This window comes from Bacillus sp. SB49, assembly GCF_000469135.2.
GTDB lineage: Bacteria > Bacillota > Bacilli > Bacillales > Halobacillaceae > Halobacillus.
Map to the genome: position 1 here is coordinate 1,632,244 of NZ_CP048117.1, position 14,453 is coordinate 1,646,696.

Genomic DNA, 14,453 nt, shown 5'->3' on the forward strand with positions numbered 1-14,453 from the left:
TCAGAATCGTATTTTAAAGGAGGTGTACAACATGGCAGTACCTAAGCGTAGAACGTCTAAAAAAGTCAAAAACCAACGCCGTACTCACAAGAAACTTCACGCACCAGGAATGGTGAAATGTGATAACTGTGGTGAGTACTCCAAACCACACCATGTTTGCAAATCTTGTGGACAATACAACGGAAAACAAGTGGTGAACAACTAAGTTCATCGAAAAGGGCTTCGACTTCGGTCGAGGCTCTTTTTTTTGCGGATAAGCCTGTTGTTCTTTCCTTGTTCTGGTACATTAGTAAGAAAGGGGGAGACACACATGTCATATATTTTAGTAGAGCGTAAGCGGGAGGGCGTTGCCGTGCTCACGATGAATCGACCGGAGAAGCGAAATGCTGTGAATCAGAAGATGGCGGAAGAAATGCTGGATGCACTGACCGACCTCGCGGCTGATCGTTCGTTGAAACTGCTTGTTGTGACCGGAGCAGGGGACAGGGCTTTCTGTGCAGGAGGAGATCTGGAAGAACTGCACGGCGATATCAGTGGGGAAGAGGCATTTCGTCTGTTGTCCCCGATGAAGGACGTATTGTATGCTCTCGCTCTGTTCCCACTACCAACCATCGCATTACTGAACGGAGATGCAAGAGGAGGGGGATGTGAAATTGCCACCGCTTGTGATTTCCGCTACGCGGTTCCGGGAACGAAAGCAGGATTTATTCAGGGAAGTCTGGGAATCATCCCCGGCTGGGGCGGCGGTGTCTTGTTATACAAGAAAGTTCGTCCGGAAACTGCCGTCCGGTGGTTAATGGAAGCGTCGATGTTTGATATGGAAGAGGCTTATCATTATGGATGGTTACATAAAAAGATTATGGTAAACCTAGATCGCTTATTCGCCCCTTTTACAGCCAAGTCTATAAAACAATTAAGGGTGTTGAAAGAACAATATGTCAGAGAGCTGGGTGCAGACGAGCTTGCGGAACGAATGGAAGCAGAAGTCCGGACGTGTTCCGACTTATGGGACTCAAAAGAACATAAAGAAGCGGTCCGAAGATTCCGGGAGAGAAAAAGATGAGGAATGCGATTCTATCAATCCCCCCTTATGCATAACTATAAGCAAACGATAGAGGAGGGATGCTATGGATGCTCCTAGACAAGACGCCTGGAAGGACGAGGAAGACGTCTTTCTTGCAGATACGGTACTGAAATATATCACAGAGGGAAAAACACAGCTCGAGGCCTTTCAGGAAGTTGCGGAGAAGCTGCATCGAACCCCCGCTGCATGCGGATTCAGGTGGAATGCGACCGTCCGTAAACAGTATCAGAAGGAAATCCAGGAAGCGAAAAACAGCCGGAAAGCGACACGTACACTGTATACGGCTGCTTCCGGAAACGGCGAGACGCCGATGTCGCTTGATGCTGCTATTTCTTTTCTGAAGGAAATGAAAAGCAGACAATACGATGAACAAGGCAAGGAAAGCCTCGAAGTTCAGCTGAGGCAGTTGAATGAAGCGAACGAGAAGTTAAGAGAAGAGCTCAAGCAATGGGAAGCGGCGTGGAATGAGATGGATAAGCTCGTCCACTGGGTGAAGGAAAAGCGTAAAAGTGAAAGTGGCGTGTAATCATTTAATAAAAGCGTGGACTTCTTCTCTATTATCTTCCTATTTACCGCACACACGCCAATGAAAAAGGCCCCTACCAAACAGCGTAGAGGCCTTTCTTCGTTTATTTCTCTTCTGCGGGCCGCTCCTCGACTCCCGAAGGAAGCCAGATAAGAGGGTTCTCCCCAAGATCTCTTTCCACATCGTAATGGGCTTTTTGGAAGCCCATCTTTTCCCAAAAACTGTGTGAGTTAATGCGCGGGTTTGTTTTCAGTGGAAGATCATAGCCTTTTGCGAACTCTACGAGCGCTTTTCCATATCCAAGACCACGATAGTCAGGAAGCACCTCGAGCTTCCATAACTCCAGATAATCCTGAGGAGGCTTGAAGTAATGGTCATATTTCGATTTCACACGATATAAGCTCATCCGCGCAACTAAAGCGCTTCCATGATAAATGCCGTAAAATGGTGATTCACTGTCATTCTCTACAATATTGCTCTCAAGATCCTCCAGCATCGTAAGTTCCTGATTGCCATATTCCTTGAACCTCTTGAATTCTTCCAGCGTTTTATAATTGACCAGTAGCGGCTGGACTTTCATTTTCGTTGTCATGATGGAATCCCCTTTCTTATATCTGTATCTCTCTATATTATAATATAAAAAAATTCAGAAATAAATGAACAATTGGTTCGTGGACAAGAATCGACTGCACCAGCAGAAACTATTCTGCTACAATAGGGAATTAGAATGGGAAGAAATGGGGAGGATTCATGAAAATAGGAATAGTTGGAGCCGGGGCTGTCGGATTGCTCGCCGGCGCATACCTGGGCAGACACCACGAGGTACATATGATCGTGCGGCGCGAAGAACAAAGGAGAATGTTGACAAAGAACGGAATTGCCTGCGATACGCTTGAAAGTCCCGTCCCTGTAAAGGCTTCGCGCTCCTTGGATGAGGAGGTGGACCTTATCCTTTTGACCGTAAAGCAGCATCATCTTCCGGATGTGTTGGATGATGGACTCCCGGCCGGTGTCCCGTTATTATTTCTGCAAAACGGTATGACGCACTATAGGCGTGCTTCCCTCGATCCGCGTCCGTGTTTTACAGGAATTGTGGAACATGGAGCGAGGAAAGAAAACGATTGCTCCGTCCGTCACACAGGGAAAGGTGTCATGCGAATAGCGCCGTTAACAGACGAGGGCTTTGGGGTATATCGCCGCCTGTTTGAGGCGCTTGCGGAAGAGGATTTCCCGATTTATTTGGAGGGACGGGCGGAGACGATGCTGAAGAAAAAGCTTCTTGTGAATGCGGTCATTAATCCTGTAACCGCCGTCTTTAAAGTGAGAAACGGAGAACTGCTTACCAACCCTTATCTTAGCGATATAGCACGGAAACTCTGTGAAGAAGCCTGTGACGTCCTTTCTCTCTCTTTTCCGGACGAATGGGACAGGGTATGTCGGATCGCAGAGAAGACAGGCAGCAACCATTCTTCCATGCTTGTTGACCTTATGGAAGGGAGACAGACAGAAGTGGATGCCATATCCGGCTATATTTTAGAAGAGGGCACCCGGCCGCTTCCCTATCATGAGTTCATCGTTACCGCTGTCCGGGCCATAGAATGGGAGGAAGGAGGGAATACGAATGAGTGATCTTTTTGTGTATGTCATTGCAGGAATCGTGACCCTGCCGATTCCGTTTCTCGTCCTCTTTTATTTATGCGCACGCAAAATGAGCCGCTATAAGCTTAAGGCTCTCCACCGTACGGCCAATTACACAGCACCAGTCTTCATCTTAGCTGTCCACGTGCTTCTGATCGTATTGTTCGACCGCAGCTTTTTATCTGTCATCATCATCTTATTACTGTTATTATTTGCTGCATCGATCATTGCCCAGTATAAGTGGAAGGAGGAAGTCCGCTTTTTACGGGCGTGGAGAAGCTTGTGGCGGGTAAGCTTCCTGTTGTTCATGGTTCTGTATATGGGTTTGTCCTTGTTCGGCTTGGTCGACAGGCTGTTCTTCAGTTGATATGGTGGGGGGAGCCATACGGAGATACGACGCCTGGAAACGCGGGTTCCGTATCTTCTCCAAACAGATGAGGTGAAGTATCCTCCTGTTTTTTGTACAATACAAGAGGATACATACTTCAACCATGTAACTTCAGCAAATAAAGGAGCCATATAGATATGCGTATCGACCCAATACAATTACCGTCCAAGCAAGCGTTCTTCCAGGATTATAAACAGAATTATGAAGCGGTAGCCGACCGTTTTGCGTACCACCCTTTCGAAGATACGACCTGGCAGGCAAGACTGGACAGGCTGAAAAAACAGCCTTATCAGCGGGAAGCCTTGGCAGAAGTGCTGACAGAAATGAATACCCGCTGGGATGCGCCCGCCGCCTCTATGGAAAATATTGAGAAACTGAAAGAAGAAGACAGTGTCGTTGTCATAGCCGGACAGCAGGCAGGGCTTCTTACAGGACCGCTTTACTCCGTCCACAAGATCATCTCTGTCCTGCAGCTGGCGAAGGAAAGCGAGAGAGCAACGGGGCGGAAGGTAGTCCCGGTTTTCTGGATCGCCGGGGAAGACCACGACTTTGATGAAATCCACCATGTGTTCATGAAAGAAGATGACCACATGCGTAAGATGACCATCGACCACATGCCGGAAACGAAAGCATCGGTTTCAGAACTGGACATCGATCAGGAGAAGGGGCGTAAATGGCTGAAGGATGTCTTTCAGATGATTCCGGAAACCGAATATACCCTGGATCTGTTCAAGGAAATGGACCGTCAGTTGAACGAGTCCAAGACGTACACGGACTTCTTTGCTCGATTGGTGTATCGCTTGTTCCCGGATGAGGGGATCGTTTTGATCGATGCCCATGCCCCGGAAGTGAGAGAACTGGAGTCGGATTATTTTAAGAATATGATTGAGCACAACCGTGAAATTGCCCAGGGGGTATATGCTGTCCTTCAGAAGAACCGCCAGGCCGGCTACGAAACACTACTGGACAGTGAAATCAATGACGCTCACCTCTTTTACCACCGGGGAAAAGAGCGCATTCTCCTTAACCGGGAGGAAGACGGGATGTTCCGAGGGAAAAATAATGAAGTGGCTTTATCGAAAGAGGAGCTGCTTCACATAGCAGAGCACTCTCCACAGCAATTGAGTAACAACGTGGTGACAAGGCCGTTGATGCAGGAGTCGTTATTCCCGGTGCTTGCTTTTATCGGTGGTCCCGGTGAAATCAACTACTGGTCTGCCCTTAAACCAGCCTTCGATGCGACGGGTCTCTGTATGCCGCCTGTCTTCCCGAGGCTGTCCTTTACACTCGTCGACCAGAAGACTGGGCAGAGCCTGGAGAAGTTCCAGATCACAGCTGAGCATGCTGTCCGATACGGTGTCGCCGGGGAGAAAGTCAATTGGCTTGCCGCGATGAGTCAGCCTCCGATTGGACGTCTGTCTGAACAAGTAAAGGAAGAGATCGGCCGTGTGCATGCTCCTTTACGACAGACATCTGCCGGTATCAGTACAGATCTCGGGCAGCTTGCAGAGAAGAACCTGCAATATATCCTGGATCATATCGATTATATGGAGAAGCGTCTCCACCAATCCATGGAAAACCGTCATCAATATGAAATGGATCTTTTTGCGGACATCGATGTCACACTTCATCCATCCGGGGGCCTTCAAGAACGAGTGTGGAGCATTCTCCCATGGGTCAACCAGCACGGGATGGAGTTGTTCAGCCGGTTGAATAGACACCATCTGAGCTTTGAGCAGGACCATTTTGTCGTATATTTGTAGGGGAAGTCACCCACTTTCTACCACGAACAGAAAAATAGCTTCCACCCTTTAAAATCCTGCCTTTCGAGGCAGGATTTTTGCTGTTGGGAGAGAATGAATAAAAAGTAAGTGGAGAAAAGTGGGGCGATGTGGTAAGGTGAAATCAGAAGGTGGGGGAACTCTATGTTCATGGGTGAATACCAACATAACATCGATGCGAAAGGAAGGATTATTGTGCCTTCCAAGTTCCGCCCCGATCTCGGCGAAAGCTTCGTCCTGACCAGGGGTTTAGATCAATGTTTGTTTGCTTATCCTATGGATGAATGGAGACTGTTGGAAGAGAAGCTTAAAAAGCTTCCCCTTACTAAGAAAGATGCCCGGGCCTTCACCCGCTTCTTCTTCTCCGGTGCTGTTGAATGCGAAGTGGACAAACAGGGGAGGGTGAATGTCCCCCCGACACTTCGGAAGTATGCATCATTGGAAAAGGAATGTGTCGTGATCGGTGTTTCCAACCGAATCGAGTTTTGGAGTCATGAAGAATGGGAAAGTTATTTCGAGGCATCGGAAGAATCCTTCTCAGAGATTGCAGAGAATATGTTGGATTTTGATATCTGACAAGCAGAAACGAGTGAAACCATGTTTGAACATTATAGTGTATTGAAAAAAGAAACCATTGAATATTTAGCTGTCGATCCGAAAGGGATTTACGTAGACTGCACCCTCGGTGGTGGAGGACATTCCGAAGCGATCGCATCCGTGCTTGAAAGCGGAGGACGGCTGATCAGTTTCGATCAGGATGAGATTGCACTGGCAGCCGCAAAAGAAAGACTGGAGCCGTACGGAGATCGGGTGACGTTCGTCCATGCGAACTTCCGACAGCTGGAAGAAAAACTGGAAGAATTGGGCATCCCTGAAGTGGACGGGATCATTTATGACCTCGGTGTCTCCAGCCCTCAGCTGGACGTGGAAGAGCGTGGTTTCAGTTATCACCAGGATGCACCGCTTGATATGCGGATGGACCAAAGCCGCCCGTTAAGCGCAAAAGAAGTCGTTAACGATTGGGCATATGAGGATCTGGTTCGTATTTTCTTCAAATATGGAGAAGAGAAATTCTCGAAGCAGATCGCCCGTAAAATTGAAGCGGCAAGGGAAGATAAACCGATCGAAACGACGGGAGAACTGGTGGAATTGATCAAGGATGGAATCCCTGCACCCGCAAGAAGAAAAGGCGGACACCCGGCTAAACGGATTTTCCAAGCCATTCGTATTGCGGTCAATGATGAATTAGGTGCCTTTCAGGACAGCCTTCATCAGGCAGCGCGTTCCGTAAGCGTCGGCGGCAGAATCGCTGTCATCACATTCCATTCTCTTGAAGACCGCTTGTGTAAGCAGGCATTCAAGAAGTGGAGTTCGAATCCGCCGCTTCCGAAAAATCTGCCAATGATACCGGAGGATAAACAGCCACCTTTCCATCTCGTCAGCCGAAAGCCTATTGTGGCGGAAGAGGAAGAGCTTGAAGAGAATCGCCGTTCCCGTTCAGCCAAACTAAGAATCGTCGAGAAAGTCAAACCTTGGAATAAGGATTTTGAATTCAATGAAGGGTGGAAGCAAACATGAGCGCGGAGCAAATAAGAAGACAAAGACAGCCTTTACATCAGCCTGATAAACAGAAGCAGGTGAAAGTAAAGGTACATAAAAAGAAGTGGATCAGTACAGGAGAGAAAGTGTTGTATTCCGTTTCCAGTGCCGTCGTCATCGCCGCCTCTGTATTCCTTGTTCAGTTCTCCTCCTCTACGGATTCTCTCAATAGAGACATCCGCAGTCTCGAGGAAAACATTTCGAAACAGGAATCGGTCAATGAGAATCTTGCCTATGAAGTCAAAGAATTAAGTAACCCGGACCGTATACTGGGTATTGCTAAAGAAAACGGGCTCGATATCCAAAACGCCAAAGTAAAACAGGCCGGAAAGGTTTCCGATGAGTGACTCTCACTCAGGTGATGCGTGATGAAGAATAAGAAAACCAATCGCAGCGCCGCCCTGCTTCTGTTGGCTTTTGGAGTCCTGTTCCTCGTCATCGCGGGTCGTTTCTTATATATTGAAACGGCTCCGAAAGTCGAAGGGGTGGACTTGAAGAAGTGGGCGGAGAACGTGCGGAAGACGACCTATGATATCGATGCAACACGAGGCAAGATTTACGATAAGAACGGGATGGTTCTTGCTTACGACCGTCCGACTTATCGGATCTATGCGATTCTGGATCCGGATTATTCCATAAATTCCGCGGAGCCGAACCATCTGCAGGATGTGGATGAAGCAGCGGAGAAGCTTGCTCCGATTCTTGAGATGGATGCGAGTGAAATTAAGGAGAAAATCGTAGACGGCCAGGAAAACGATCGGTTCCAAATCGAATTCGGTTCTAAGGGCCGTGATCTTTCACAGGCGAAAAAGGAAGAAATTGAGGATCTTGACATAAGTGGCATAAACTTTACAGAAGAAGCGAAGCGCTATTATCCAAACGGGATGTTCGCTTCTCATATCATCGGCTTTGCCCGGACATCGGAAGGGGAAATATCCGGTGTGACCGGCATCGAAAAGCAGATGGAGAAGTATTTGAAAGAGACGAAGGGCGAAATCAGTTACGAGCGGGATAAGTATGGGACGAAGCTGCTGAATCCGAATGAAGTGATGAAAGAACCGGAAAACGGGGACGAAGTCTACTTGACGATCGATCAGAAGATTCAGACATTCCTGGAAGATGCGATGTCGGAAGTGGATGAGCAGTACAACCCTAAGAAAATCATGGCGGCGGTAATGGACCCGAAAACGGGCGAAATCCTCGCGATGAGTAACCGACCGAGCTACAATCCGAACGCAATCGGAGATGTAGACAACTGGTATAACGACATGATTTCCAACCCGTTTGAACCCGGGTCGACCGTAAAGATGTTCACTTGGGCAAGTGCGATTGAAGCAGGCGTCTATAAAGGAAGTGACATGTTCAAGTCAGGGACGTACAAGGTGACGGAAGACTCGCCTGTCATCGGGGACCATAACAACCGGAACGGCTGGGGGTCCATAACGTATGATGAAGGCTTCCAGCGTTCATCCAACGTGGCGGCTTCCAAGCTTGCGTACGATGTGCTGGGACCGGAGAAACTTCGTAAATATTTCTCTGACTTTCACCTTGATAAGAAGACGGGGATCGACCTTCCGAATGAAAGCAACGGAAGAATCGTATTCGATCGTCCGATCGAGCAGATAACGACAGCCTTTGGACAGGGATCGACGTTCACGCCGATCCAACTGATGACGGCGGCGACGTCGATTGCCAATGATGGTCAGATGATGAAACCATACGTTCTTTCGAAAATCACCTCCAGTGAGGACGGCAAGGTCGTGAAAGAAAATAAACCGGAACAAATCGGAGCACCGATTTCCCCGGATACGGCGAAACAGATGAGAGATCTGCTCGGAACCGTCGTCACTTCCGAGCACGGCACGGGTCAGTCGTTCAAGCTGAATGACTATTCGTTAGCTGGAAAGACTGGTACGGCACAAATAAGTGAACCCGGCCAAGGCTATCTTACAGGCAGAAACAATTACGTTTTCTCCTTCATGGGAATGGCACCGAAAGAAGACCCGGAACTTCTTATGTATGTCGCTGTCCAGCAGCCGGACCTTGAACCGACGGAACTTGGATCGGAGCCGGTTTCCTATATCGTGAAGACGGTCATGGAGAACAGTCTGCATTATATGGATATCAAGCCGGATAAAGAAGTAGAAGAGCCTATGACCCCGCTCTCCCTGCCTGATGTCACAGACCAGCCGGCAGATGAAGCGGCCCGCAAACTGAAAGAGACTTTCGAAAATGTGGAAGTCATCGGCGATGGCAGTAAAGTGACAGCCGTTCTACCTGAACCCGGTACGAAAGTGGTAGAGAACCAAAAGATCATGATCGTCACGGATCAGCCGAAGATGCCTGACTTGACCGGTTATTCCATCAGGGATATCCAGCGTCTTGCGCGGCATTTCAAACTGAATATTGAAACAATGGGTAATGGATATGTTGAAAAACAAAGCATACCGGCAGGCTCACCAATAAAAGAAGGAGGCTATCTGGTGGTGGAACTTTCCCCTCCGGCCTCTGAGTAACACCATTCCAGGCAGTGTTCTAATCGTTTCTTGATTGCATATAGTGATACAAGCTGACTCTAACGACTTTTCAAAGGAGTTTAAGAGATGAGACGAGTATCGCAAGTAATCGTAAAGAAACGGTTAGTCACTGTTTTTCTTGTGGGAATGGTTATTTTTTTTGTCATTGCAGGGAGACTTGGATATGTACAGTTCTTCTTAAGTGATTTCCTGATCTCCAAAGCGGAAGAATCGTGGAGCAGGGATATTACGTTCGAGCCGGAGCGGGGAGAGATCCTCGATACGCATGGGGAAGTGCTTGTGGGGAATCAGTCCGCTCCGACGGTCATGGTTGTACCCAGACAGGTGAAGGATCCGGACAAGACTGCTAAAGATCTGGCTCAAATTCTGAATATGGATGTAGAGAAGGCGCTTGGTCACGTGACGAAGAAGACGTCAATCGAACGGATTCATCCGGAAGGCCGCAAGATATCGGAAAAGCAGGCGGAGGCCATTCAGTCCCTGCAGCTTCCGGGGGTTTATGTAGCAAAGGATTCGGAGCGTTATTATCCTCATGGTTCGTTTCTTTCGCACGTGCTTGGGTTCAGCGGCATCGATAACCAGGGGCTGCTCGGGCTGGAAGCTTATTATGATGAAGAACTGAAAGGGGAGAAGGGCGCGCTGTCCTTTTTCTCCGATGCGAAAGGGAAACGAATGCCGGATATGGCGGACATATACAGCCCGCCGGAGGATGGCAAGGATCTTCAGCTGACAATCGATTACAAAGTACAGTCCATCATCGAGAGGGAACTTGATATTGCACAGGCGAAATACAATCCGGATGGAGCCGTAGCGCTGGCGGTGGATCCGGATACCGGCAAAGTGCTTGGGATGGCGTCCCGTCCCAATTTCAACCCGGCGAATTATCAAGAGGTCAAACCGGAAGTATATAACCGGAATCTGCCTGTCTGGAGTACGTACGAGCCCGGATCGACCTTCAAGATCATTACGCTTGCTGCAGCGTTGGAAGAGGATCTCGTCGATTTGGATGACGAGCACTTCCATGATTCCGGATCAATCAATGTCGACGGCTCGACCCTGCACTGCTGGAAGAGCGGAGGCCACGGCGATCAGACGTTCCTCGAAGTGGTACAGAATTCCTGTAACCCGGGTTTTGTACAGCTGGGACAGCGTCTTGGCACAGAACGCTTGTTTGAATATATTCATCGTTTCGGCTTTGGTGAGAAGACCGGCATCGACCTCGAAGGAGAAGGAAAGGGAATCCTCTTTAAGGAAGAGAACGTCGGGCCGGTAGAGCAGGCTACGACAGCCTTCGGACAAGGGGTATCTGTCACACCGATTCAGCAGGCGATGGCAGTTGCGGCCGCAGTGAACGGCGGTTATTATTATGAACCGTATATTCAGGAAGCATGGCGTGATCCTGTCAGCGGCGACATCCTCGAGAAAAATGAACCGAATATGAAGGAGCGCGTCATTTCCGAGAAGACGTCTGCAGAAATCAGACGTGCCCTTGAGAGCGTCGTTGCACAAGGAACGGGGAGAGGGGCTTACGTTGAAGGATACCGCGTCGGAGGAAAAACGGGTACCGCCCAGAAGGTAGGTCCGGATGGCAGATATATGGAGAACAATCACATCGTTTCTTTTATCGGCTTTGCTCCTGCTGACGACCCAGAATTAGTCGTTTACCTTGCTATCGACAACCCGAAGGACACGGTTCAATTCGGCGGAGTCGTCGCTGCCCCGATTGTTGGCAGCATTATGGGCGACAGTCTGCGTGCGATGGGGGTCAAACCGAGGAAAGATGGCCTGGAAAAAGAATATGCGTGGCCGGAGGAACCACTCGTGGAAGTTCCTGATATCATCGGAATGGACGAAGAAGAACTGGGGCAGATGCTTTTGAATTTAGAAATTGAGGCAAGCGGCGACGGTAAGGAAGTCATCACGCAGTCACCGGAACCGGGTGTGAAAGTAGAGAGCGGTTCGAAGGTTCGTGTCTATATGGGGAATTGATTTTACGCTATAATAAAATTTGCATGCAGGTAGGGTGACGTGTATGAAAATGAGTGAGCTGCTACAGTTTCTTCCTTTCTATCAAACGACTCAGCCGGTTGCAGATATAGAGGTCAAGGGTTTGTCCATGGATTCGCGGACGACCTGTAAGGGCGATGTATTTATCGCTATCCGCGGGGTGGAGGCAGACGGACACCGTTACATAGCTTCAGCGGTTCAAAAGGGGGCCGCAGTGATCGTAGCGGAAGAAGTGACGGATACAGATGTGCCTGTCGTGCTCGTCAACGATACGTCACGGGCACTTGCTATGATGGCGTGTGCTTTCTATAAGACACCCTCTCATTTCCTTCCCGTTATCGGCATCACCGGTACCAACGGGAAGACGACGATCACGTACCTTCTTGAAGAGATGTTCCGGCTTCACAGACAGAGAACGGGGATTATCGGAACCATTCAGGTGAAGATAGGAGACAGAGTCTTCCCTGTAAAGAATACCACTCCGGATGCACTTACGCTCCAAAGGTATCTATCCGATATGCGTGCAGAAGGAGTAGATCAGGTAATCATGGAAGTATCCTCGCATGCACTGGATCAGGGGCGGGTGTACGGCTGTGATTTCGATATCGCTGTCTTTACAAACTTGACGATGGATCATCTTGATTATCACGACAATTTCGACGATTACCTTCGTGCTAAGTCCCTATTGTTCGCACAATTAGGAAATGGGTATAATAAGGGACGTGAGAAATTTGCCGTCATTAATAAAGATTCTCCATCTGCGATAAAATTCATCCGATCGACCTCACAGGCACTGCTCACATACGGCATCCACGAGCGGGCGGATGTCATGGCGAAGGATTATGTCCTGAAGGAGACGGGCACGCAGTTTCAGTTGATTACACCGATTGGAAACGTTAGGATCGACAGCCCTATGATGGGGATGTTCAGCATATACAATATGCTGGCGGCGGCAGGGGTAGCTGTGTTGTCTGGCATCCCTCTTGCGACCATTCAGCAGTCTCTCGGCAGCAGTAAGGGAGTGAAGGGCCGCTTTGAACCGATACGGGAGGGGCAGGATTTCGGCGTAGTCATTGATTATGCCCATACCCCGGATTCCCTTGAAAACGTGATTCAAACTCTGGATGGAATATGTCAGGGAAGAAAAATCGTCGTAGTCGGCTGCGGCGGGGATCGTGACAGAAGCAAGCGTCCCCTCATGGCCAGGCTTAGTGTGGATAACGCGGACCTTGTCTTTTTTACGAATGATAATCCGAGGACGGAGGAACCGGCACAGATTTTTCATGACATGACGATCGGTTTGAAGGGGAACTATACCATTATTGAAGACCGGAGAGAAGCCATAAAGCAAGCGTTGAAGCAGGCGAAGCAAGGCGACATCGTCCTGATTGCAGGTAAAGGTCATGAGACTTATCAGGAAATGGACGGTGTCCGCCATCCATTTGATGATGGAGAGACAGCAAAACAGATACTAAGAGAAATGAAGGAGCATCCAACATGATACTAGAAGTGGTAGAACTATCGAAACTGTATCCGAACAATAAAGGAGCGTCCAAAGACAGCATCCGTATTGAATCCGTCATGACCGATTCCCGTAAAGAAGCGAAGCAGAGCCTGTTCGTTCCTATCGTTGGCGAATCGTTCGATGCCCACCGATTCATTGGTGATGCGATCAAACACGGGGCTGTCGCAGCAGTGTGGCAGAAAGACGTAGAGGTTCCTGCCCTTGTACCGACGGATTTCCCGTTGTTCTTCGTGGACGATACGACCAAAGCGCTTCAGGATGTTGCAGACTACTATTTGAAGAAGGTGGACCCGGTCATCGTCGGTGTAACGGGATCAAATGGAAAAACGACTACGAAAGACCTGGTCGCAGCCGTGCTGTCGACCCGTTTCCGGACGCATAAAACGGCAGGCAACTTTAACAATCATATCGGGCTTCCGCTGACCATCCTTTCTATGGACCCTGAGACGGAAGCATGCGTACTGGAGATGGGAATGGACCGGGCAGGGGAGATTTCCGTTTTATCCAATCTTGCAGAACCGGATCACGCCATCATTACGAACATCGGGGAGTCTCACATCGAAAACCTTGGATCGAGAGAAGCCATCGCAAAAGCGAAGCTGGAAATCACGGAGGGACTTTCCCGGACAGGATCGTTGATTTTGGACGGTGACGAACCGCTGCTTGAACACAAGAAACAGGAGGAAGGAACAATCAGCTGCGGATTTGGTGATGACTGTGACTATCAAGCCGTAATTGAGTCGTCCTCCGATAATGACACGACGTTCCGTGTTGGTGCATCCACCTATACGCTGCCTATGGCCGGGAAACATAATGTGAAGAATGCCACATTTGTCATTGCCCTCGCCGAGCGTCTCGGGTTGACGAAAGAACAAATTCAAAATGGATTCGGCCGCATACAGATGTCTGCCATGCGTTTTGAAAAACATGAAGGTCCGGAAGGGTCTCTTATTATAAATGATGCGTACAATGCGTCCCCGACGTCTATGAAAGCCATCATTGAAGTTATTAAAGATTTGACATCAAAAACCCAAAAAGTGTTAGTATTAGGTGATATGTTTGAATTGGGAGATCAATCAGAGATGCTCCACCGGAGTGTGGCAGACGCCATCGATGAATCGATTTCAGCCGTATTCACCATCGGCGCCCACGCCAAACAGATCTCCGACGCCGCACGGGCGGAATATCCGGATATGGAAACTAAACACTTTGAAGAAAAGAAAGCGTTAAGTCATCATGTGCGTTCGTTACTGACTGCTGATACTGTAGTTCTCATTAAAGCTTCCCGTGGGATGAAACTCGAAGAGCTGCTGACGGATCTTGTAGACTGATCGACAGGCGATGATGATGCTTAAGGAGGAAACGTAC

General features: G+C 48.9%; 14 protein-coding genes. 13 read left to right on the forward strand and 1 reads right to left on the reverse strand.

Annotated features, from left to right (window positions below; all coding sequences use genetic code 11):
* Positions 1-31: 31 nt before the first annotated feature.
* The 3 genes from rpmF to M662_RS08635 all read left to right on the forward strand — a co-directional run bounded on the left by rpmF (position 32) and on the right by M662_RS08635 (position 1,610).
* Positions 32-205 carry a 50S ribosomal protein L32 gene (rpmF, locus tag M662_RS08625; RefSeq protein ID WP_008639163.1) on the forward strand — a complete coding sequence of 58 codons (174 nt, stop codon included), beginning with the start codon at positions 32-34 and terminating at the stop codon, positions 203-205.
* A gap of 105 nt (positions 206-310) precedes the next feature.
* A complete protein-coding gene (locus tag M662_RS08630) occupies positions 311-1,063 on the forward strand; it encodes an enoyl-CoA hydratase/isomerase family protein (protein ID WP_026577517.1) in 753 nt (250 codons plus the stop codon).
* A 64-nt stretch (positions 1,064-1,127) separates the two neighbouring features.
* A complete protein-coding gene (locus tag M662_RS08635) occupies positions 1,128-1,610 on the forward strand; it encodes an RsfA family transcriptional regulator (RefSeq protein WP_008639166.1) in 483 nt (160 codons plus the stop codon).
* 103 nt (positions 1,611-1,713) lie between these two features.
* On the opposite strand, the gene M662_RS08640 is transcribed toward M662_RS08635, so the two are convergent.
* Complete coding sequence (locus tag M662_RS08640) at positions 1,714-2,202, reverse strand: N-acetyltransferase (RefSeq protein ID WP_008639167.1); 489 nt, start codon at positions 2,200-2,202, stop codon at positions 1,714-1,716.
* A gap of 158 nt (positions 2,203-2,360) precedes the next feature.
* Between M662_RS08640 and M662_RS08645 the strand changes: the two genes are divergently transcribed.
* The 10 genes from M662_RS08645 to M662_RS08690 all read left to right on the forward strand — a co-directional run bounded on the left by M662_RS08645 (position 2,361) and on the right by M662_RS08690 (position 14,416).
* Positions 2,361-3,239: a 2-dehydropantoate 2-reductase gene (locus tag M662_RS08645; RefSeq protein ID WP_026577516.1), complete on the forward strand. Its 879-nt coding sequence runs from the start codon at positions 2,361-2,363 to the stop codon at positions 3,237-3,239.
* A complete protein-coding gene (locus M662_RS08650; protein WP_008639169.1) occupies positions 3,232-3,615 on the forward strand; it encodes a DUF3397 domain-containing protein in 384 nt (127 codons plus the stop codon). The genes M662_RS08645 and M662_RS08650 overlap by 8 nt, the downstream gene beginning before the upstream one ends.
* A gap of 158 nt (positions 3,616-3,773) precedes the next feature.
* On the forward strand, positions 3,774-5,399 hold the full coding sequence (bshC, locus tag M662_RS08655; protein ID WP_026577515.1) for a bacillithiol biosynthesis cysteine-adding enzyme BshC: 1,626 nt from the start codon (positions 3,774-3,776) through the stop codon (positions 5,397-5,399).
* A gap of 162 nt (positions 5,400-5,561) precedes the next feature.
* Complete coding sequence (gene mraZ / locus M662_RS08660) at positions 5,562-5,993, forward strand: division/cell wall cluster transcriptional repressor MraZ (protein ID WP_008639171.1); 432 nt, start codon at positions 5,562-5,564, stop codon at positions 5,991-5,993.
* A gap of 21 nt (positions 5,994-6,014) precedes the next feature.
* Complete coding sequence (gene rsmH, locus M662_RS08665; RefSeq protein WP_008639172.1) at positions 6,015-6,995, forward strand: 16S rRNA (cytosine(1402)-N(4))-methyltransferase RsmH; 981 nt, start codon at positions 6,015-6,017, stop codon at positions 6,993-6,995.
* Entirely contained in the window at positions 6,992-7,363 is a 372-nt protein-coding gene (ftsL, locus tag M662_RS08670) for a cell division protein FtsL (protein WP_008639173.1), read from the forward strand. Before rsmH ends, ftsL begins: the two co-directional genes overlap by 4 nt.
* Positions 7,364-7,384: 21 nt before the next feature.
* Positions 7,385-9,532, forward strand: coding sequence for a penicillin-binding protein (locus M662_RS08675; RefSeq protein WP_008639174.1), 2,148 nt, complete (start codon positions 7,385-7,387; stop codon positions 9,530-9,532).
* Between the two features lie 87 nt (positions 9,533-9,619).
* Positions 9,620-11,542 carry a stage V sporulation protein D gene (locus M662_RS08680; protein WP_008639175.1) on the forward strand — a complete coding sequence of 641 codons (1,923 nt, stop codon included), beginning with the start codon at positions 9,620-9,622 and terminating at the stop codon, positions 11,540-11,542.
* Between the two features lie 43 nt (positions 11,543-11,585).
* On the forward strand, positions 11,586-13,061 hold the full coding sequence (locus M662_RS08685; protein ID WP_008639177.1) for a UDP-N-acetylmuramoyl-L-alanyl-D-glutamate--2,6-diaminopimelate ligase: 1,476 nt from the start codon (positions 11,586-11,588) through the stop codon (positions 13,059-13,061).
* Positions 13,058-14,416 (forward strand): UDP-N-acetylmuramoyl-tripeptide--D-alanyl-D-alanine ligase, encoded by a 1,359-nt coding sequence (locus tag M662_RS08690; protein ID WP_026577513.1) that lies wholly within the window; start codon positions 13,058-13,060, stop codon positions 14,414-14,416. The genes M662_RS08685 and M662_RS08690 overlap by 4 nt, the downstream gene beginning before the upstream one ends.
* Positions 14,417-14,453 lie beyond the last annotated feature (37 nt).